Source organism: Actinoplanes sp. HUAS TT8 (assembly GCF_051380535.1).
GTDB lineage: Bacteria > Actinomycetota > Actinomycetes > Mycobacteriales > Micromonosporaceae > Actinoplanes.
This window is the reverse complement of sequence record NZ_CP195646.1, coordinates 3,302,645-3,322,732: the sequence shown is the minus strand read 5'-3', so window position 1 is coordinate 3,322,732 and position 20,088 is coordinate 3,302,645. Positions and strand designations below refer to the sequence as shown.

Genomic DNA, 20,088 nt, shown 5'->3' with positions numbered 1-20,088 from the left:
TGGAAGTGGTCAGCTTTCCGGTACGGGCGCCGATTGTTGTATTACGTGCCAGCGGCCCCCGGAAGGATCATGCGAGTCAACTCCCCGTGGACCCGTTATGTCGCCGTCTCCGCGGTGATCACCCTCACGTGTGTGGTGGCGACCGTGCTGGGCGCCCCGGAGGCCGTGATGGGCGCGGTGTCGGCGGTGGCGGTCGCGGCCGGTCTGGTCGCCGTGCTGTGGGGTATCCGCCTGCACCGGCCCGGTTCGCGCTGGCCCTGGATGATGGCCGGCTGCCTGACCCTGGCGGTGGTCGGCAGTCTGCTCCCGGCCGGTGTCCTGGCCGGTCATCCGGCCACCGTCGCCGACGCCTGCTTCCTCGGCGTGTCCACCGGCGGGGCGCTGACCCTGCTGCTGATCGTGCGGCGGCGCAACCCGGGCCGGGACCTGCCCGGCCTGATCGACGCCGCCATCATCACCGTCTCGGCCGGGCTGTTCTGGTGGATCTTCCTGATCGACCCGATCGTCGGCGGCACCGGCGTCGGGCTCACCACTCGCCTGATCGCCGCCGCCTACCCGCTCGGCGACCTGCTGCTGGCCGCGTTCGGCGCGCGGCTGCTGCTGGACACCGGGCGCAAGTCGGTCGCCGTCTACAGCCTCACCGGCTACCTCGCGCTGACCGTGGTCCCGGACACCATCAGCACCCTCGACACCCTCGCCGGCAGCACCCGCTGGCACGCGCTGTCCGTCGTGCTCTGGACCATCTCGCCCCTGGTCGTAGGCCTGACCTGCATGCACCCGTCGATGCGGGAACTGGACGCGCCGAGCGCGGTGCCGACCCCGGACATGGGCAACTTCCGGCTCACCACGCTGGCGCTGGCCTCCCTGCTCGCCCCGGCCACGCTGCTGGTGCAGTTCGTGCGCGGCGCGACCCTGCACATCCCGCTCATCTGCGCCACCTGCGGCGTGCTGTTCCTGCTGGTCATCGGGCGGCTGGCCGGACTGGTCGGGGACATGCGCCGGATGGCCACGACCGACGGGCTGACCGGGTTGCGGACCCGGCGCTACTTCCAGGACGCGCTCGCCCACGCCGGCAGCCGGGACCACGCCGTGATCCTGCTCGACATCGACCATTTCAAACTCGTCAACGACACGTACGGGCATGACGGGGGCGACCGGGTGCTGCGCGAGGTCGGGGAGCGTCTGCGCGGCGCGATCCGGCAGCAGGACGTCGTGGCCCGGTACGGCGGGGAGGAGTTCGCCGTGCTGCTGCCGCACACCAGCCCGGAGGAGGCCCGGACGGTGGCGGCGCGCGTGCACACCGCGATCCGGGCCACGCCGATCCCGGTCGCCGCCGATCAGGCCATCACGGTGACGATCTCGGTCGGGGTGGCCTGCACGCCGACCGACGTGGCCGACCCGGCACGGCTGCCGCTGCTCGCCGACCAGCTGCTCTACCAGGCCAAGAACGCGGGCCGCGATCGCGTCGCGGTCGCCGCCTGACCGCCCGTACCCTAATCGTTTTATCGGATTTTAGGGTTTTGGCCTTTTCCCGACGGTCGCCGTCTTGTTATCAAAGTTTCCCTGTGAGAAAACTTGCCCTGTGAGCAAGCCTGTGCCGATACTTGGCGGTAGCAAGCATTGACCGGCCAGGAAGGTTCCGCCCGTGCACGGCGCACCGCCCGAGATCGGCATGCGCCTGCACGATCTGCTCAAGGCCATCCGCCAGCTCAAGCAGCATCGATCCGCGGCGCAGCCGGCCATCCCCACCGGCCTGCTCGGCATCCTGGCCGAGATCGACCGGATGCCCAGCGGCTGCCGCAGCCGTGACCTGGCCGCGCAGGCCGGGCTCGACCCGTCCACCGTCAGCCGCGCCGTCGCCGCCCTGGTCACCCAGGGCCTGCTGGCCCGCGAGGCCGACCCGCACGACGGCCGCGCGACGGCCCTGGTGGTCACCGCCGCCGGGCGGGCCGCGCTCAGCGACGCCCTGCGGTGGTACGGGCAGATCGTCAACCAGGCCCTCGACGGCTGGAGCCAGGACGAGATCACCGCGCTGCAGCACGGCATCGACCGTCTCGTCGCCGACATCCACACCGCACTGACCCTTCACGAGACCACGGAGGCCGCGCCATGAGCGCACCCACCCCACCGGCGGCAACCGCGGCGAGCGAGGCGAAGACACACCGGCAGACCCTGGAGGCCCTCAGCGGCCTGCTCCTGGTGCTGTTCGTCGCCATGCTGAGCAGCACGGTCGTCTCCACCGCGCTGCCGAAGATCATCGGAGCCCTGAACGGGTCGCAGACCCAGTACACCTGGGTCGTCACCGCCACCCTGCTGACCGCGACCGCCACCACCCCGATCTGGGGCAAGCTGGCCGACCTGTTCAACAAGAAAGCCCTGATCCAGATCTCGATCGTCATCTTCGTGATCGGATCGGCGGTGGCCGGCGCCTCACAGAACGCGGGTGAGCTGATCGCCGCCCGCGCGTTCCAGGGCATCGGCGTCGGTGGCCTGCAGGCCCTGGTCCAGGTCGCGATCGCCGCGATGATCCCGCCCCGCGAGCGCGGACGCTACAACGGCTACCTCGGTGGCGTGATGGCCCTGGCCACGGTCGGTGGCCCGCTGCTGGGCGGCCTGATCGTGGACACCAGCTGGCTGGGCTGGCGCTGGTGCTTCTTCGTCGGCGTCCCGGTCGCCGTCATCGCCCTGGCCCTGCTGCAGGCCACGCTGCGCCTGCCGACGGTCCGCCGCGACGACGTGAAGATCGACTACCTGGGCGCGACCCTGATCGCCGCCGGCGTCAGCGTGCTGCTGGTCTGGATCTCGTTCGTGGACAGCTCGTTCGCCTGGATCTCCTGGCCGACCCTCGCCATGGTCGGCGGATCCGTCGTGCTGCTCGGCCTGGCCGTGCTGGTCGAGTCGCGGGCGGCCGAGCCGATCGTGCCGCTGCCGATCATCCGCGAACGCAACACCGCACTGGCCATCCTGGCCAGCCTCGCGGTCGGCATGGCCATGTTCGGCGGCGCGGTCTTCCTCGGCCAGTACTTCCAGATCGGCCGCGGCTACAGCCCGACCGAGGCCGGCCTGCTGACCATTCCGCTGATGGCCGGCGTGCTCGTCACCTCGGTCGTCTCCGGACGCCTGATCACCAGGACGGGCCGGATCAAGCCGTACATCATCGCCGGTGCCGTTGTTCTCGTCGCCGGATTCGCGGTGCTGTCCACCATCGATCACCGGACCGCGCTGTGGTTCGTCGGGATCGGCATGTTCCTGGTCGGCGCCGGCGTCGGCATGACCATGCAGAACCTGGTCCTCGCGGTGCAGAACACCGTGGCCCTCAAGGACATCGGCGCGGCCAGCTCGACCGTGGCGTTCTTCCGGTCGCTCGGCGGGACCATCGGCGTCTCGGTGCTCGGCGCCGTCCTGGCCCGGCGGGTCACCGACCAGATCACCCACGACCTGGCCGCGGCCGGCGTGCCCGCCTCGGGCAGCGGGGGCGGCACCAGCGCGCTCAACCTGAGTGCGCTGCCGGAGCCGATCGTGCACATCATCCGGGCCGCGTACGGGGACGCCACCGGGCACATCTTCCTGATCTCGGCGGTCATCGGGATCGTCGGGATCGTCGCGGCGGTGGCCATGCGGCCGGTGATGCTGCGGGACAGCCTCGACCTGCCGGCCGAGGTCAAAGCCGTGGCGGTGGCGGCGGACGCGATCGACGGGGCGCCCTCGGTGGATCAGGTGGACATTGCGCGGGACGACGAGAACACGGCTACGCGGCGCTGACCTCTGCTCCCTGCCCACTCTCATCGGCCGGCCCGCCTGCGCCCGGCCCTGGGGCTGGCCGGGGCGTTGCCGCCCTGCTCAACTGGCCCCGGACGCCGCCGGTCAGTTTCGGCCTCATCGTCGGCCCGGGCCGCACGGCATCACCCGGCCCGGCCGGTGCGCCGCCCGCGAACCCTCCGCCGCCAGCACCCGGGCACCTCACGTCCGGCCTCCCGCCGCCCGATCCACCGCTGAACCGAGAACGGCCGGCCCCGATCATGTCGATCGGGGCCGGCCGCGTCGGATCAGGTGTTACTACTCAGCGACCGTGATGGTGAAGGTCGCCGTGTTCGCGCCGTCGGTCTGGGTCGGACCGTGGCCGAGATCCACCCGCGTGGTGGCGCTGCCGAGCAGGCCCGGCACGGCGTCCTCGGACGCGTTGAACGCCCACTGGAACGTCCGCTCCTGCCCTTCGGCCAGCTGGCCGCCGGTCACCTGGCAGTCCACCGCGACGCCACCGGGCACGGTGGGCGCGCTGGGGAAGCACACGTTGTCGGGCAGGTTCTCCGGCCAGCCGCTGAGCCCGGCCGGCGCCGAGATGTTGCCGGCGAGGCCGTCGTGCGCGGCATCGCCGTCGTTGCGGACGGTCACCGTGGTGACGCCACGGTAGGTGCCGTCCTCCTGACGGGTCAGGGTCGCGTCGCCGGCGGTCACGACGAGCTTGGACGTGGTGTCCTGCACGTACGGGACCGGGTTGGCCAGGCCACCGCCGGTCGCCCGGAACACCGCGTCGAACTGCGCGGACGCGCTGCCGACCTCGACCTTGCCCTGGTCCGGGGCGATCTGCGGGAACGCCTGGGGCTTGGCCGGCGACCGGAAGCTGACCGTGATCACGGCGTTCGCGCCGGGCTGGAGCGGCTCGGCGAGCATGCAGCCGACGGCAGCCGGGGTAGGCCCCGTGCCTCCGCCCGCGCACGGTCCGGTGCCGGTGAACTGGTCGAACGTCTGGGCGATCGGCTCGGTGATCGTGACGCCCTGGTCGTAGACCTCGGTCGTGCGGTTCTTGATGACGATCCGGATGCTGCCGGTGTGGCCGAACTCTCCGGGCTTGAGGATCAGGCGGTTGACGCTGACACTCACGGTGCTGGCCGGTGCTGCCGCCTGAGCAGCGACTCCGCTGCCCAGGAGCAGGGTTCCGGCCGCGAGCGCGACAGCGCCCGAGCGCAGGATGGTGCGCATGGTGATCTCCTGTTCGATTCCCCGTGCCGGGTCGGTCGCCCCCGGCTCATCGATCGATGATCACCATAGCGATGGAGATCAACCCCCGCACGCCTTATCGGCCGGCCATCTGACCGAGCATGCGGACCGAGTTCTCGACCGTGTCGAAGCCGCGCGGGAGCATGACGCGCTCGTAGGCGGCGACGGCGCCGGGCAGATCCTTGTCGGACAGCAGTTCGGCGGCGAGGGTGGCGGCGTCCTGCAGGGCGGTGTTGGCGCCCACTCCCCCGGCCGGCGGCATGGTGTGGATCGCGTCGCCGAGCAACGTGACCGGGCCCGATTGCCACGGATCGATGCGGTCGCTCGCGCGGATGGTGATCGGGAAGAATGAGGTGCTGTCGCCGTACCCGATAATGGTTTTGATTCTGGGGTCCCAGCTGCTCGTCGCCTCGATGACGGTTCCGTGCAGGTCGGGGCCGATTCTTTCCGGGGTGGTGACGAGCGCGATCATCAGATATCCGCCGGGTCGGTGACGGTAGCGGACCGGGGCGAATCCGACGCCGATGCCGTTGTCGCCGGCGACCCAGGAGAATCCGCGGTCGAACTCGGCCGGAATGAGCGGTTCGGTCCCGGCGTCGATCGGCATCCGGCCGTAGATACAGCGCAGGCCGAGATCGCGAGGACCAAAACCGGGAATCAATTGCCCGCGTACGGCGGAACCGACCCCGTCCGCCCCCACGAGCAGATCCCCCTCGTCGGTGCCCCCCTCGGCGAATTCGATGCGGACGCGTCCCGAATCGGCGATCCGATAACCGGTGATCGTGCGCCCGAACACCACCCGATCCTCCACCCCGGTCAGTAATCCGCGGCGGAAGGTGTCCCGGTCCACATTGCTGATCTCGCTCTCCGGAATGCCGGGGAACTCCTGTGCGAAATACCGTTCGAGCCGCTGCCCGTAGGTCGCGACCAGGTCCCCGTTGACGCCGCTGGTGTCGCGGACCAGGTCGAGGACCGCGGGCGGGAGGCAGGCGCGCAGGGCGGCGTTCCCGTTCGCGTCGATGTGCAGCCGATAGCCCTGGTTGCGGGTCGCCGGGGTCGGGTCCCGCTCGTAGACGGCGACGTCGACGCCGCCCCGGTGCAGTGCCTGGGCGAGGGCGAGACCGCCGAGGCCGGCCCCGCTGATCAGTACTCGTGTCATGCCCGGCACGGTATCAACCGTGTGCATGCCACTGTCAATCAGATGATTACTTGATTGTCTCAGCCGGGCGTATGATCGCGTCGTGACATCACCACGTCCGCGCAGGTCACCATCGCCGCAGGAGCGGCAGCGCGACCCCGAGCGCACCCGGCAGAAAATTCTGGAAGCGGCCGCCGCCGAGTTCGCCGAGCACGGTTTCGCCGGCGCGCGGACCCGGGCGATCGCGTCCCGGGCGGGGGTGAATCAGCAGCTGGTGTCCTATTATTTCGGCGGCAAGGAGGGCCTTTACCGGGCCATGTCCGAGCAGTGGGCCCAGCGCCGCGAGGAATTGGCTCCGCCCGGAATGACACTTCCCGAACAATTGCGCAATTACGCGATGGAGACCGTCCGCAATCCGGACAGTGTGCGGATGTTCGCGTGGAGCGGCCTGCAATGGTCGGGCCCGGAGGACGACCCCGATCGGGACACGCGCACCGAGATGCTCGGCAGCACGGTCACGCAATTACGGGCCCGTCAGGAGGCCGGGACACTTCCGGCCGAACTGGACCCGGTGTGCCTGCAGATCATGCTGATGGCCGCGTGCATGGCGACGACCACGTTGCCGCACGTCATCGAGGGCCTGTGCGGCGCCGATCCCCGATCGCCGGAATTCGTCGAGCATTTCGCCGACCAGATGGCGTTGCTGGCCCGCCACATCGGCCTCGACGACGCCACCTGATCTGGCCACGGCCCGGCGATTCGCGCTGAACCCGCGAGACCACGACGGCCGGATCAGTTCGATGCCGCCGGCCCGGCCGCCGGGTCCGGGGGCGGGTGGCGGTAGTCGCGCGGTGTGCGGCCGGTGTGTTTCTGGAATGCGCGGGTGAAGTCCGCCGGGCGGGGGAATCCCCAGCGGGCCGCGATGGACGCGATCGTGCGGTGGCCGAGCCGCGGGTCGATGAGATCGCGGCGGGCGCCTTCGAGGCGCCGGGTGCGGATGTGCGCGTTGACGGTCGAGCCATGATGCTGCTGGAAGATCCGGTGCAGGTAGCGGAGCGAGATCCGGTGGGCGTCGGCGACACCGGCGGGTCCGAGGCCCGGGCGCTGCAGGTTCTGCTCGATGTAGGAGAGGACGCGCAGGTAGAGCACGCGTGAGGGCGAGTGCAGCGGCGGGTGCCGCTGGTCGAGGTGGTGGGCCATGACCGCGGTGGCCAGATCGATGGTGATGTCGCCGAGGCGGCACAGGTCGCGCTCGGTGGGCTGCGGTTGCCGGTCGTGCTGCTCGATCAGGGTGCCGACGAACTGTCGGAGCAGTCCGCCGAGTCCGCTGGTGCCGGGCAGCGGCCGCGCGCAGAGCCGGGCCACCTGAGCGCCGGGCAGCGGCAGCAGGTGCCGCGGAAAATGGAGCACGACTGATTCCGCCGGCGACGTCTCGCCGATGGCGGACGCCTCGAACGGATGGGAGCTGTCGTAGATGACGAGGTCGCCCGGTCGCAGCACCGCGCGCCGGTCGTGCTGATCGATGCCCTGCCCGCCGGCGTGGATGAAGCCGACCTGGTAGTACTCCGGATCGGAGCGCCGGATCAGCCGGGCCGGTCGACTGCTCTTCAGCGACGTGTACGACAGCGCGGTCACCTGCACCGTTCCGAGCGACATCGCGCCGAACCGGGCGGTGAAGGCCGAGGCTTGCGGACTGTAGATCTCGGTCGAGATCGTCCAGGTGTCGACCATGCTGCGGAAGGCTTCCAGCCGATCGGGTACCGGGATCGCACTGCTGTCGAAGATCGTCCGCATAGATGTCCTCCCATCCCCATTGTCGCCTCCGGCGGCATTCCTCGGCAGTGCGCTCGTCGCGTAGGACTGTGCACCGGACGCTAAGGCGGTCGCGACAACGGCACCGGATACTGAAATCGACCGGCCTGAGTGGATTCCCCGGGACCCCGGCATGTGCCCATTGCACGAAGCTGATCGATGCGTTAGGAGTGGAGATGCCGAAGGTGTTCTTCGTCAGCGAACGGTACATGGCTGACTGGACGGTCTACGTCGTCAGCGAACGAGGCCTGGCCGACGAGTCCGTCTACGTGGTGTCCGAGTCGCGTTACGCCGACAAGAAGGTGCTCAAGGTGAGCGAGCCGAGCCTCGCCGACAAACGCGTCTACATCGAGAGCGAGGAGTACCTGGCCCGCTGACCGGCTCCGCGAACGGGAGGAAACCGACCGGTGGCAGAAAAACTCGGAGTGGGCTGGGCCGTGGCCGTGGCCGGGCTGATGGTCAGCTTCTGTCTGCTCATGTTCGTCCGGTCCTGGCGGACCGGGGCCGAGGTCGCCACCTACGTCTTCATGGTGGCCATCGCCGAACTCATCGCGATCGGCTGTCTGACCGCGCTGTACCGGGTGTTCCCGGAACAGGACCGGCGGGCCTACCGGATCGCTGCCACGCCGGTCGCCCTGGCCGTGGTCGCCGGCGCCGTCGCCTGGGCCTTGGGGGTCGACTGGGCGATCTGGGTGGCCCTGGGCGCGTTGGGGATCGCCGTGGCGGCCGGGCTCCTCGCCGCGGAGAGCCGGCGCCGCCGAGCGACCGAGAACCGCATACCGGCGGCCACCTGGCTCGTGCTGCCGCTCGTAGTGGTGCTGTGCGGCGGCGCGGCGACGTGGTTCGTGCGCTACCTCGGCCACCACGACCCGTACCGCGAGGCCGGCGAACCCGTGACCGCGCCGCCCGCTCCGGGCCCGGCTCCGACTCCGGCCTGGACGCCCACCCCGGCCATCAACCATTTCATCCCCGACCGGCGGTACGAGCTGGAAAAGGGGGTGCTCGCCGCCGCTCAGCGATCCGCGCCGATGTCGAGTGGCTGCACCCAGGGTGACGACTGGGTCATCAAGGTCGTGCAGAGGTTCCCGTGCTGGGTCGAGTACGACGGCGCGCGGGCCACCTTCGAGGTCGAGATCACCTCGGTCTCCCCCGTGGGCGACAACCTGCCGCTCGCCTCGGTGAAATACCGGATCGCCGCGAACGAGGTGATCGTCACCCGGGAGACCGCCCGGCTGAACGTCTCGCACATCTACGGCGGGCCGTCGCTGCGTTGTGACCCGTTCCCGGCCGTCTCGGTGGTCAAGGTGGGCGCGGCGATGAGTCAGCATTGCTACTACAAGCCGGACGGTGAACCGCGCCGACGGCTGAACCTCACGGCCACCAGCAACTGGGACAGCCCGTATCTCCTCACCGTGCGAGAGGAGCCGCATTAACTCAGCGCGTCCAGCATCAGATGGGCGAGGTAGGCCTCCTCGGCGACGGTCACGCCCAGCCGGTTGTTGGTCATGTGCAGGTAGGAGTGTGTCAGCATGGCGGCGTCGCCGATCGTGACAGCCCGTTCCCGCAGCAGCCGGCAGTGCCGCACCCAGGCCGAGACCGGCGCCGCCTCCCGGGACGCGGCCAGGACCCGCTCGACCACCGGGCGCAGCGTCGCCGCCTGGTCGTCGCGATACGCGGCCCGCAGCGCCGGCCCGGCCCCGCTGAACTCTTCCCAGAAGTCCCGGTAGCGGCCCAGGAACACCGCCGTCCGGCCGGCGTCGCCGAGCATGGCCAGGCAGAGCGCGAGTCCGAGCTGCGCGGACAGCCCCAGCCGGGCCCGCCGGTCCGGGCGTCGCGCGCTCAGCAGGTGCAGGACGACCTCGGTGGAGGTGTCGAAGTGCCATTCGGCCAGCTCGATGCCGGCCGGCCCGCCGTACCTGTCGTATTCCGGTTCGTAGGGCACCGGCCGGTACGTGTTGGGTGGGCTCATCGGCATCACCCCGCTCCGGCCGTACGTGTCGTGCCATGCCGCCGGGCCGTACTCGGCCTCGAAGGTCCGCCGCAGCAGCTCCGCCGCCGGACGGTCGGCCGCGGCGGGCGCGGGATGCCGGTCCAGGAACGCCGTCAGTGCGGCATGCATCGGTTCCTCGACCTCGGCCGCCGGAATCCGCGCGGCCGGTCGCAGCCGCAGCCGCACGTGCGGCCCTTCCACCCAGTAGCGCACGAAGAACGCCCGATCGATCAGCCGCTGCTCCCGCAACCGCCGGACCAGCGGCGCCACGCAGCCGATCAGCAGCGGGTCCTCGTCGGGCGCGTGGAAGACGTGGACGCTGATCCAGCCGCGGTCAGCCGAGCGTGTGCTCGAAGGCGGCGTCCTCATCGTGCTCACCGCCGATCAGCAGGCAGAGAACGGCCCGTTCGCCACCGTCGAATTCCAGGATCCCGTCGACGTACGGATGGTCCAGGTTGAGCACGGCCCCGGCGCCGATCCCGGCGGCCGCGGCGGCCAGGTAACCGGCCTGCACCACGGCCCCGACCTCGGCGTTGAGCAGCCGATACCCTCGCGGCCCGTGCTCGGCCAGCACCGCGTCCGCGCGCCCGGAGACGACCAGCACCGCCGACGCCTGTTCCAGGGTGTAGTTCGCGACCCGCCGCCCGATCCGTTCGAGGTGGGCCGCCCATCCCGGTCCCGGGTCGGTGAGCGCCGGGTGCAGCCGATGGCCGTCCGGGTCGTACCGGTAGCCGCCCGGTTCGAGCCCGTCCACATGATTGACCAGGACCGACAGCCGGGTCAGGCGACCCCGGTCGGGGTTCGCCCGCTCGGTCCACCGCAGTACCGCCCCGAGCGTCGCCATCGGCAGCGCCGGGATCGCCACCATCGCGCCCGAGCTCGACCGGCGCCGCCCCAGCAGCGTCCCGGCCGGGGCGGGGTCGACGGCCGGCTCGGGCAGCGCGACGGGCGGCCGGCCGGTCTCCGCCGGGCCGACCCGCGCCGGGGAGTGATGGGCAGAACCGGTCAGCCGCGCCGCCATGATCGTCCGGTGCACGCGGGCGCTCCAGGCGAACCGCAGGACCGTGCGGGAGGCCTCGGCCGGCGCGATGCGCGGCCGGTCGGCCGGCACCTCGACCGGCGGCTCGTCGTCCGACCACGGCAGCGGCACGACCGCGAGGACACTCTCCTCGGCCGGGTCCAGCCCGAGCGCGTCGTTCAGGGCGGCGTCGTCGAAGTCCAGCAGCGCCTCGAAGGGCCGGCTCACACCGGCCGCGAGCAGGCCCAGACTGCCCAGCAGGGCGCCCAGGTCCAGGGTGCCGATGTGGTAGCCGAGATCGGCGTACTTGAACGCGTTGCGCCAGAACCGCAGGCTGATCAGCAGGAAGTGGGAGCCCTCGGCCGACCCCACGGCCGCGCGGATCCGCTCCGCGGCGTCACCACGGGCCAGTTCCTCGAACGCGTGCTGACCCGGCGCGTAGTGACGGATCCCGCGCCCGCCGGCCACCCAGTAGACCTGCAGCGGATACAGCCCGCCACCACTGGCCGTGCCCCGCCGCCACAGCGCACTCGGATAGCCGGTCCGCGCCCCGCCGTCGTGGTTGTAGTCGACCCGCAGATTGCGCGCGAGCGGACCGTAGGCCCGCCGCAACATCCAGATCAAGATCTCGCTTGTGTACGGCGTGAGCACCGCGCCCGTCGACGCCGGGAACGGCCGCTCGGCCGGGTCCGCCGGGTCGGGCAGCACCCGCAGCGGCGCTCCCGGATAGGTCGGGAACAGCGGCGGCCGGTCGCCCCAGTCCGTGACGTAGTCCTCCGGGGCCAGGGCCCGGTCGACGAGCCGGTGGGCGGCCGCCGCGTACTGGCCGACGTCGCCCGACGACTCGCCGGGCCGGCTCTCCACGTCCCGGATCACCGGCGCGGCCTCGGGCGGCGGCCAGGGTGACGCCGGCCGTCGCGGGCGGTCCGGGGCGCACACCGCACACCCGCCGCCGACGTCGATCCGGGCCGCACGCAGCGTCCGCAGCCGCTGCACCGTGGCGGTCCGGGGTTCGTCCCGATCCGCCCCGGTGAGCAGCCGGAACGCGGCGAACGCGACCGCACCGCCGAGCATCCGGGCGACCAGCGGCGTCGGCGTCCCGGCCGCGCCCACCTCGCCGCTCCGGGCCAGCCGCTCGTGGACGCACCACCAGCAGCCCGGCCCGTCCGCGCCGGTCAGCGGCCCGAGCACGGCCCAGCCGCCGGTCATGGCGAGCGCGAGCAGGGGTGGGCCGCCCGTGCGGGCCGCCCGGATCAGCGGTGTCAGCGCGGCCGGCTCAGCCTTGTCGGCGCAGTGCACGACCAGGTCGGCCCAGAGGTTCGGGGTGGCCCCGATGCGGACCTGCGATGCCGCCAGCGCGTCCCGGTACGGCCAGTCGTCGTCGTCCGGGACGACGGTCAGCCGTCCGGCGCCGTTGGCCAGCAGCGCGGTCGCCGCCGCGTACAGGCTGATGCCGTTGCCCTGAAGCAGGACGGAAGCGCCGTGCCACCAGCGGACGCGCTCCCCCGGGTCCGGCACCAGGTGCGCCAGGTAGTTGCGCTGCGCCGGCCACCGCGCCGCGGCCGCGTCGCCCACGTCGACGACCAGGCCGCGCCCGGCCAGTTCGGCGACCAGACCGGTCACCGTGCCGGCCTCGGCCGGGCCGAGTCCGGCGCAGATCTGGCGCACCGTCCGCTCCCCGGTGAGCCCGGCCCGCAGCCGGGTGAGCAGCGGGTAGGCGGCCGCGCCGGCCAGCCGGGCCTGCTCCCGCTCGGTACGCAGGGTCGCGCCGGCGTCCACCCGGTGCAGGACGGCGTCGCGGCGCAGCAGCGGCCGCCAGTCGAGGATCGGTCTGGTGATGTCGGACATGGTCACTCCACGGGCTGGTTCGGTGGGCGGGCCCGGTCAGGGGAACGGGTGCGGGTGCAGGGCGAGCCGGTCGTGGTCGAGGACGGCCGGCGCCCGGCCCAGGCGGTGCGGCACCTCCAGCAGCCGGGGCAGGCCGCGGGTCCGCCGGTGGACGTGCCCGAACGTCATCGGCAGCGTGCCCGGCACGATCACCCGGGCCGCGTGCAGGCCGAGACGGTCGCGCAGGCCCGGGTCGGTCTGGTCGACGACGACGGTGTCCAGCCCCTCGGCCGCCAGCCGGTCGACGACGCCGGTCAGCACGTCGGTGACGTCGCGGCCCGGGTCGCCGGCGCCCGGCCACACCCGCGTCCACGGCCGGGGCTGCTCGTCGTGCAGCAGGAACTCGTACCGGGTGCGGGCCTCGGGGACGGCGTGCAGGGCGACGTGGTCGTCGATGTCGCGGACCTCGGCCGGGTCGGCCAGCATGCGCAGCGCCCGTTCCCGGCCCAGGCGCCGCGGGTGGCGCCCGGTGAGGCCGGCGGCGGCGTACACCCCGACCGCGATCTCGACCGCGGCGGCCCGGATCGCGGCCCGCGGGTCCGGGTGGGCGGCCGCGGCGAAGTAGGCGTGCGGCGCCGGCGAGTCCGGGTCGCGCTGCGTCGCCAGGGCGATGACGACGGGCAGGGCGAGATCGTTGGTGGCCGAGAAGAACCGCAGCTCGTAGTCGAGCTCGTCGAGCCGGTCGAGCAGGTGCGGGGTGATCGGGTCGCCGGCCGGCACGGCCACCCGCGGCAACGGGGTGGTCGCGTACCAGGCCATCAGGAACGCGTCGCGTTCGAGCACCTCGCACAGCCCGTACAGGATCGCCTCTTCCAGGCTGTTGCCCAGTCCGCACCCGTTGGAGTTGGGGTCGACGAAGTGCGGCGCGGCCGGGGTCGCGGCGATGCCGTAGTAGGCCATGTGCTCGGGCACGGCCAGGGTCTGCCGCCGGGTCATCGACCAGCCGTGCACCCAAGTGGTGGGCAGTTCCGGCCGGTACGGCGTGACCAGCGAGGCCGGGTGGTGGTCGTAGACCGGATCGGGCAGGCCGGTGGCGGCCGGGTCGAGCGCCCGGTCGGGCCCGAGCTCGTCGAACGCGGCCCGCAGCACGGTCCGGCGCCGGTGCGGGCGCATGGCCAGCCGCCGTTCCACGGCTTCCAGCAGCGCGACCCGTTCGGCCTGGTCGGGGGTGACACCGCGGCCGTGGCCGGACTCGCGGCCGGCGCCGGCCAGGATGGTGGCGGTCGCCAGCGGCAGCGGCATCCCGTCGATCGGGTCGAGCGCCACGACCGGCCCCAGGACCCGGTCGACGAGCGCCGCCCGCAGCCGGTCGACGCCGGTGCGCGGGTTGGGCTGGCGCAGCTCGGGGCCGGGTACGGGCCGGGGCCGGGGGCGGAATCCGGCCCCGGCAGCCTCGTCCGGCGGGGGGCCACCGGCCGCGCAGTGCGGCCCGTGGCCCGGCCGGTGGACCGAGACGGTGGCGTCGCCGGCCCGGACCATCCACATGGTCCGGGCGGCCGCCGCGGGTGCGCGCAGCGCCTCGACGATCAGTTCGACGATCACCGGGGTGGACACCGGTGCGGGCGCCCCGCCGAACGTCAGCCCGGCCGGCTCGCCGGGCAGGTCGAGCGCGGCCCGGCGGGCGTCCTCGGCGCAGGCCAGGCAGCCGTCCAGCCCCGGGCCCATCACCGGCCCGAGCAGGGTGACCGCACCGTCGTGCCGGACGGTGACCAGGGTGGTCCCGGCGGCCACGGCCCGATCGCCCAGGCGGGCCAGCGAGCGCGGGGTCCAGTCGGGCAGGACGATCACGGCGGGCCGGCCGCGCTCGAAGACGGCCGGGTCGCCGGTGCACACCTGGGCGTTGAGCCGGGATCCCAGGGCGGCCCGCAGCGCGACCGCCAGCATCGTGTCCTCAGTCATGGTGGCCTCTCGTCCGCCGGATCACGAAACCGGCCGCGTGCAGGGCGTCGCCGAGGTCACCGGCGTGGCGCCGGGTCACCGGCCGGGGGTGCCGTTCGGGGGCGATCAGGCGGCGCAGGGCGCGTTGCAGCTCCCGCTCGGCCGGGCGGGTGCCGGGCCAGGTCCACGGACCGCTCATCCAGTCCGCGTCGGCGAACGGGCGGGCCGGGGCGACCGCTCCGCAGCAGGTCAACGGCCCGGTCGCCGCCGAGGGCAGGTCGGTCTGGGCGGCCGCGACGGCGTGCAGGAGGGCGAAGGCGGCCGCGTCGCCGGGGGTGGCCTCGACCGCGCGGCCGAGCACGTCGCGCCGGTCGGTGACGGTCGCGGTCCAGACGCCGGGCACGATTGGGGCCACCACGCACTCCACGTCAACCCCGAAGCGATCCCGTACGGTCCGCAGCCAGCGCCGGGCGGTCGGATGCGTTTCCCACGACGGGTCGTTGCGGGCCGGCCCGGCCGGTGTCCGGTCGAGCAGTTCCCGGCGCAGCAGGATGCCTTCGGCCTGGGTGGTGTCGGCGCCGACGGCCAGCCGGCCGGTGCCGGACGGGTCGAGCCGGCGTTCGGCCGCCCGCAGGGTGGCGTCCAGCCGGGCCGCGCCCAGGGTGACGCCGAGGCCCACCTCGGCGCCGGACCGGGCCAGCGACATCGGCACCTGCGGCAGCGTGCCCGTCTCGGCCGCGGGCAGCATGCCGAGTTCCGGGTCGCACAGCGCGTCGAGCCGGTGCAGCGCGTCCTCGAGGGTGTCGGCGGCGCCGGCCGGGACCCCGCCGCCGGCCAGCCACGGGTGGAATCCGGTGGTCAGCGGTTCGGACCGGGCCACCAGGACCATCGACCACGGGTCCGGCCCGGTCTCGTCGGGGCTGGTCCGGGAGCGGGCCGGATCGTTCAGGCCGGCCGAGTGGCAGATCAGCCGGTGCGCGGCGGCGGCGCCGAGGATCGCCGGCATCGGCCCGGCCGGCACCCGGCGCGCGGTGATCAGTTTCAGTCGCCCGGCGATCCGGGCGGCGAGCTGGGCGGCGTCCGCGACCGGGGTCGGCTCGGTCACGAACCCGGCCCCGTCGCCGAGGCCGGCCACGACGGTGACGTGCCGGCCGGCGGTGACGCCGACCATCCGGGTGTCCTCGGTGTCCGGCCGCACGGTCACCGGCAGGCCGGTGGCGGTGAGCGCGGCGACGGCCGCGTCGGCGACCGGGCCGGTGCCGGTCACGGTCACCGTCCGGCCGGCCAGGCGGTGCCAGGCCGCGGCCGGGTCGGCGGTGAGCTGTTCCAGCCAGGCGGCGACCGCCGGGGGCGCCGGTTGGTGGGCGTAGGCCAGGGCCGGCTGCAGGTCCAGGGTCATGTCGTGCTCGCGCAGGGCGTCGATCAGCGCGCGCAGGACCACGCGGGTCCGCGGGCGGGTGGTCAGCCGGTCGAGCCGGTCCACGGCGATGCCGCTGCGCAGGGCCGGTTCGAGGCGCTGCCACAGCCGCCACAGGTCGGCGCCGCCGTCGGCGGTGAACGCGTTCATCCAGCCGCGCACGTGCAGGCCGGCCGCCGTCGGCGAGGCCTGCACGGCGTGGCGCAGGCGCAGCACGGTGCCGGTCACCGCCGGCTCCGCGGGTCCGGACCGGCCACGTCCCGCCAGGTCCGGCCGGTGATCCGTTCGGTCGCCGCGCAGACCAGCGCGGACGCCAGGTAGCGCTCGGCCGGGGTGATGTCGCAGACGGCCAGCAGCAGGTAGAGCATGTTGGCGCAGAACCGTTCGACGTCGAAGAGCCGCTGCTCCCCCGGGTCCCGTTCGCGCAGTCCGATGCTCCGGTGGAAGTCGCTCACCGTGCCCGGGTCGTGCCAGCGGCGCAGGGCCGGTGCGTCGAGGGCGAGCGCGCGGCGGGCCAGGTCCTCGCCGGTCGTGGACCGCAGGTCGCCGCGGTCGCGGGCGGCGGTGGCGGCGCGCCGGGCCCGCACGCCCCAGTCGTGCCAGCCCGCCTCGGCCGGGCCGGGGGCGCCGGCCGGGTCGGGTCCGAGGCCGCCGAGCCGGCTCACCAGTGCGGTGACCGGGTCGGCCTGCCGGCGCCAGACCCGGTCGTGCAGGGCGCGGATCCGCCCGTCCGGATCCTCGTGCCAGAGGTAGGCCTCGACGTGCGACAGATACGACAGGTAGTTCCCGCGCAGCCCCCACGGCCCGCCGGCCGCGACCGCGGTGAGCGCGACGACGGCGGCCCGGACCCGGGCGGCCGGGTCGTCGCCGTCCTCGGCGGTCCGGTCCAGGGTGGCCTCGACGGCGTCGGTCCCGGCGGCGAGCACGAGCGCCCGGACCGGGGACGGGTCCGAGGCCACGACCAGGACGGTGTTGTCCGGCCGGAACGGTTCGTAGGGCGGCGCCACCAGCTCGGCCCGCCCGGCCGCGATCGAGGCCGTGAGCAGGTCCTCTTCGCTCAGCCGGGTCCGCGACGGATGCTCGGACAGATACGCGCGGACCCGTCCGGCCAGGCGGTCCGCGGCCGTCTCGACCGGCCGGGCCGGGCCGCTGAGCCGGATCCGCAGGTGCGGTCCGTGCCGCCAGCCGCGTTCCAGGTGCGCCGACACCGCTTCGGGTACGACGGCGCGCAGCCCGGGCAGCACGGCCCCGCGCAGCAGCGGTGCTTTGACGGGGTCGTAGTAGTGGCAGACGACGTCGCGAACCGTGTCGGTCATCGTCGTCTCACCTCCTCGTCCGGTAGGTCTCGACGACGAATTCGGCCGCCCGCCGGCCGGTCGGCCCGGTGCCGGGCACGGGCAGCGCCTCCTCCAGCCGGATCCCGCCGGTGAACTGGCCGAGTGTCTTGGCCAGGCAGCGCAGGTGCAGGGCACTGCCCAGGTCGAAGAACTGGGGTTTCGGGTCCTGGAAGTAGGCCCGCAACGCCTGCGGGTCGGTGAGCAGGTCACCGCCGGCGCCGGAGACGAACACGGCCCGGGGCAGGTTCAGGGCGGCGGCCCAGCGCGCGGCCGCGGCGACCGGCACGTCGCCGTCGCGCAGCAGGTCGTCGCGCAGCGCGGCGACGGTTGCCGCGTCGAGCAGCCAGCTGCCGCGGACCAGGGTCAGGTCGCGGTAGCCGAGCCGGGACCGGCGGTGCACGATCCGGCCGTCCACCTCGACCGGTTCGGTCGGGGCGAGATGCCCGAGTACGGCATTGCTGCCGCCCAGGTCCAGGTAGAGCGGCGCGGCCCGGTCCGGCAGTCCGGGCTGCAGCAGGAAGCCGAGGTAGAGCAGGTCGATCGGCCGGCCGGTGGCCGCGACCCGCAGCCGCAGCGCGTTGTTCTCCGGCTCGTGGACCAGTTCCAGGTCCTCGATCGGCAGTGACGACCAGGCCGGGTCCTCGCCGGCCTCCTCGGCGGTCAGCATTGGGTGCAGGTTGGCGTTGAACGCCGACACCGGCCGGTACTGCACCGGCGTCGCCGCGCTGTGCCGCCGGACCTGGTCGGTAACCGCGCCGGCCAGACGCGGGTCCAGGGCGGTCAGGAAACGGCTGGTGTAGCGGCCCCAGCCGTCGCCGATCCGGTTGAGGCACCAGCCGGTCGTCCCGCCGGTGATCTCGTACGGCTGCACGAAGAACGAGTGCGATCCGGGCCGGTGCAGCAGCCACTCCGGCAGCGCCGCGGCCGCCCGGTCGAGCAGCGTGTCGGTCAACCGGACCTCGTCGTCGCGGCGGGGCCCGGTGCGGGCCGCGGAAGTGATCACGCGCCGGAGCTCGGCGAGTTCCCGCAGCTCGGGCGGCAGTGGCCAGTCGTCGTCGGCCGGTCCGAGGGTGCCGTCCGGTTCGATGCCGGCGGCGGCCGACCAGAGCCGGCTGCCGTCGGCGACGACCTCGGTCACCGGGCAGCGGCCGCCGGGACCGTACCGGTCGACGACCCGGCGGCGCAGCAGGGAGCGCAGCACCGGGCCGATATCGAAGAGCTCCACCAGCGGCGCGAGGCGGACCAGGTCGTCGCGCAGGTCGCGGCCGGCCCGGCGGCCCAGGCGGCGCGGGTGGGGGAAGGTGACGTCCTCGCGGATCGCCGGAACCTCCGGCGGTGCCGCCCCGACGTGGCTGAAAACGCTGGTCCAGGCCGTGTTCAGGTCCCGCAGCGCTCCCGGTCTCCGGTCCGAGGGCAGGTCGGCGAACTCGGCGCCGGCGCTCCGGATCGTCGCCAGGGTCTCGGTCAGGCTCGGGTACCCGGCGTCGGCCAGCAGTGCGGAGACGGCGGGCAGTGGGTCGGCGGTCTGCGGGTCGGCCGGTGGGATCGGCACCAGCATCTGCTCGGTCACCAGGCGGTCGACGAACGTGAGCGCCGCGGCACCGCGATCGGATCCGGTCAGCCGGCCGGCGAGCGCGGCGGCCAGCTGTCCGGCGGTGCGACCGGCCGGCCCGGCCGCGCGCACCTCGGCGATCACCAGGTCGAGCGCGCGGGTACGGGGCAGACGGACCTGCTGTTCGTGGACCAGCACGATCGTACTGATGGACGGGTCGTCGCGCCGGAAGCCGATCTCCTGTCCGGCGACGGTGAGGGCCGGGGCCAGCCGGAACGTCAGCCGCCCGCGGATCTCCGGCCGGGCCAGCAGTGCCTTGTCCAGGGCGGCGGTGAGGACCCGGTTGACCGCCGTGCTCGGGTGGGCCGGGGTCTGGTCCAGAACGTCGTCGTGCTCGTCCCAGACGCCCCAGCCCACCGTGGTGAACCACGACCACGGGCTGGTCTTGGTGGTGGCGCGCAGGGCGTACCGGAGGATCTTGGGTTCGGCCTTGCGGGCCCGCGCGTCCGGGGTGCTGCCGGCCGCCGCGGCCCGGTCCAGGCCGGACAGCAGGGCGGCGCTGGACAGCGCGACGGCCCGGCGCAGCGGCTCGGCCGCGCACAACCCGGCCAGGACGGCCCGTTCGGCGGCCAGCGCGGCGGCGGTGTGGTCGGCGAGCCGCTGCCGCAGGAGTTCCCGCTGGTCGGCGAGGTGCAGCCAGGTGTCCAGCCCGGGCAGCCGGTCGGGCAGGTCGCCGAGGGCAGCGCGCAGGGCCGGGGCCGGTCGGCGGCCGTTGTGCACGTCCCGGCGCAGTGGCAGCACCACCGAGCGGTGGAAACGCAGTTCGTGCTGGTCGCGGCTGTCGTGCAATCGCTGCCCGAGCGACTCGGCGAGGGCGCGGAGGTCACGTTCCCGGGCGATCAGTGCCTCGGCCAGCTCGCCGAAGCGCCGGGCGGCGGCCGGGGCCGTCGGGCTGGGCAGGCCGGAGAGGCGGATCAGGGCATACGGCGCGACCTCGACGCGCTGCCCGGTCCACGCCGGGGCGGTCGCCGCGCTCATCGTCGATGATGACATCTGCTTCC

Annotated in this window: 15 protein-coding genes; 6 read left to right on the top strand and 9 right to left on the bottom strand. The window is 73.4% G+C overall.

Annotated elements, in window-relative coordinates; translation table 11 throughout:
• Window positions 1-69 precede the first annotated feature (69 nt).
• From ACSHV8_RS14835 to ACSHV8_RS14825, 3 genes are all read left to right on the top strand, one after another.
• The gene (locus ACSHV8_RS14835) at window positions 70-1,482 is read left to right on the top strand and encodes a diguanylate cyclase (RefSeq protein WP_436533354.1); all 1,413 of its coding nucleotides are present in this window, start codon (window positions 70-72) and stop codon (window positions 1,480-1,482) included.
• Window positions 1,483-1,645: 163 nt separating this feature from the next.
• Window positions 1,646-2,113 carry a MarR family winged helix-turn-helix transcriptional regulator gene (locus tag ACSHV8_RS14830; RefSeq protein ID WP_436533352.1) on the top strand — a complete coding sequence of 156 codons (468 nt, stop codon included), beginning with the start codon at window positions 1,646-1,648 and terminating at the stop codon, window positions 2,111-2,113.
• A complete protein-coding gene (locus ACSHV8_RS14825; protein WP_436533350.1) occupies window positions 2,110-3,762 on the top strand; it encodes an MDR family MFS transporter in 1,653 nt (550 codons plus the stop codon). Before ACSHV8_RS14830 ends, ACSHV8_RS14825 begins: the two co-directional genes overlap by 4 nt.
• Window positions 3,763-4,056: 294 nt before the next feature.
• Here the strand turns inward: ACSHV8_RS14825 and ACSHV8_RS14820 are convergent, their stop codons facing one another.
• Window positions 4,057-4,980, bottom strand: a complete 924-nt coding sequence (locus ACSHV8_RS14820; RefSeq protein WP_436533348.1) for a hypothetical protein — start codon at window positions 4,978-4,980, stop codon at window positions 4,057-4,059.
• A 94-nt stretch (window positions 4,981-5,074) separates the two neighbouring features.
• Window positions 5,075-6,157, bottom strand: coding sequence for an FAD-dependent oxidoreductase (locus ACSHV8_RS14815; protein ID WP_436533346.1), 1,083 nt, complete (start codon window positions 6,155-6,157; stop codon window positions 5,075-5,077).
• Window positions 6,158-6,239: 82 nt separating this feature from the next.
• Here ACSHV8_RS14815 and ACSHV8_RS14810 point away from each other — a divergent pair, with 82 nt between their 5' ends.
• Window positions 6,240-6,875, top strand: coding sequence for a TetR/AcrR family transcriptional regulator (locus ACSHV8_RS14810; RefSeq protein WP_436533344.1), 636 nt, complete (start codon window positions 6,240-6,242; stop codon window positions 6,873-6,875).
• A gap of 53 nt (window positions 6,876-6,928) precedes the next feature.
• On the opposite strand, the gene ACSHV8_RS14805 is transcribed toward ACSHV8_RS14810, so the two are convergent.
• On the bottom strand, window positions 6,929-7,930 hold the full coding sequence (locus ACSHV8_RS14805) for a helix-turn-helix domain-containing protein (RefSeq protein ID WP_436533343.1): 1,002 nt from the start codon (window positions 7,928-7,930) through the stop codon (window positions 6,929-6,931).
• 194 nt (window positions 7,931-8,124) lie between these two features.
• Here ACSHV8_RS14805 and ACSHV8_RS14800 point away from each other — a divergent pair, with 194 nt between their 5' ends.
• Window positions 8,125-8,325 (top strand): DUF6150 family protein, encoded by a 201-nt coding sequence (locus tag ACSHV8_RS14800; RefSeq protein WP_436533341.1) that lies wholly within the window; start codon window positions 8,125-8,127, stop codon window positions 8,323-8,325.
• A 30-nt stretch (window positions 8,326-8,355) separates the two neighbouring features.
• Window positions 8,356-9,381, top strand: a complete 1,026-nt coding sequence (locus tag ACSHV8_RS14795) for a hypothetical protein (protein WP_436533340.1) — start codon at window positions 8,356-8,358, stop codon at window positions 9,379-9,381.
• Here ACSHV8_RS14795 and ACSHV8_RS14790 read toward each other — a convergent pair.
• From ACSHV8_RS14790 to ACSHV8_RS14765, 6 genes are read right to left on the bottom strand one after another with little or no spacing between them, the layout of a single operon-like run.
• The gene (locus ACSHV8_RS14790) at window positions 9,378-10,307 is read right to left on the bottom strand and encodes a thiopeptide-type bacteriocin biosynthesis protein (RefSeq protein WP_436533338.1); all 930 of its coding nucleotides are present in this window, start codon (window positions 10,305-10,307) and stop codon (window positions 9,378-9,380) included. The genes ACSHV8_RS14795 and ACSHV8_RS14790 overlap by 4 nt on opposite strands.
• Window positions 10,273-12,804, bottom strand: coding sequence for a nitroreductase family protein (locus ACSHV8_RS14785; protein ID WP_436533336.1), 2,532 nt, complete (start codon window positions 12,802-12,804; stop codon window positions 10,273-10,275). Before ACSHV8_RS14785 ends, ACSHV8_RS14790 begins: the two co-directional genes overlap by 35 nt.
• Window positions 12,805-12,840: 36 nt before the next feature.
• On the bottom strand, window positions 12,841-14,742 hold the full coding sequence (locus tag ACSHV8_RS14780; RefSeq protein WP_436533334.1) for a YcaO-like family protein: 1,902 nt from the start codon (window positions 14,740-14,742) through the stop codon (window positions 12,841-12,843).
• Window positions 14,735-16,366, bottom strand: coding sequence for a hypothetical protein (locus ACSHV8_RS14775; protein ID WP_436533332.1), 1,632 nt, complete (start codon window positions 16,364-16,366; stop codon window positions 14,735-14,737). Before ACSHV8_RS14775 ends, ACSHV8_RS14780 begins: the two co-directional genes overlap by 8 nt.
• Window positions 16,363-17,454, bottom strand: a complete 1,092-nt coding sequence (locus ACSHV8_RS14770) for a hypothetical protein (protein ID WP_436533330.1) — start codon at window positions 17,452-17,454, stop codon at window positions 16,363-16,365. Before ACSHV8_RS14770 ends, ACSHV8_RS14775 begins: the two co-directional genes overlap by 4 nt.
• Before the next feature lie 7 nt (window positions 17,455-17,461).
• Window positions 17,462-20,080 carry a lantibiotic dehydratase gene (locus ACSHV8_RS14765; protein ID WP_436533328.1) on the bottom strand — a complete coding sequence of 873 codons (2,619 nt, stop codon included), beginning with the start codon at window positions 20,078-20,080 and terminating at the stop codon, window positions 17,462-17,464.
• Window positions 20,081-20,088: the final 8 nt, after the last annotated feature.

Excerpts from the sequence above, each read along its gene's own strand:
- ACSHV8_RS14835 (WP_436533354.1), top strand. The coding sequence starts at position 70 with ATGCGAGTCAACTCCCCGTGGACCCGTTATGTCGCCGTCTCCGCGGTG.
- ACSHV8_RS14825 (WP_436533350.1), top strand. The coding sequence starts at position 2,110 with ATGAGCGCACCCACCCCACCGGCGGCAACCGCGGCGAGCGAGGCGAAG.
- ACSHV8_RS14820 (WP_436533348.1), bottom strand. The coding sequence starts at position 4,980 with ATGCGCACCATCCTGCGCTCGGGCGCTGTCGCGCTCGCGGCCGGAACC.
- ACSHV8_RS14815 (WP_436533346.1), bottom strand. The coding sequence starts at position 6,157 with ATGACACGAGTACTGATCAGCGGGGCCGGCCTCGGCGGTCTCGCCCTC.
- ACSHV8_RS14805 (WP_436533343.1), bottom strand. The coding sequence starts at position 7,930 with ATGCGGACGATCTTCGACAGCAGTGCGATCCCGGTACCCGATCGGCTG.
- ACSHV8_RS14800 (WP_436533341.1), top strand. The coding sequence starts at position 8,125 with ATGCCGAAGGTGTTCTTCGTCAGCGAACGGTACATGGCTGACTGGACG.
- ACSHV8_RS14790 (WP_436533338.1), bottom strand. The coding sequence starts at position 10,307 with ATGAGGACGCCGCCTTCGAGCACACGCTCGGCTGACCGCGGCTGGATC.
- ACSHV8_RS14785 (WP_436533336.1), bottom strand. The coding sequence starts at position 12,804 with ATGTCCGACATCACCAGACCGATCCTCGACTGGCGGCCGCTGCTGCGC.
- ACSHV8_RS14780 (WP_436533334.1), bottom strand. The coding sequence starts at position 14,742 with ATGACTGAGGACACGATGCTGGCGGTCGCGCTGCGGGCCGCCCTGGGA.
- ACSHV8_RS14770 (WP_436533330.1), bottom strand. The coding sequence starts at position 17,454 with ATGACCGACACGGTTCGCGACGTCGTCTGCCACTACTACGACCCCGTC.
- ACSHV8_RS14765 (WP_436533328.1), bottom strand. The coding sequence starts at position 20,080 with ATGTCATCATCGACGATGAGCGCGGCGACCGCCCCGGCGTGGACCGGG.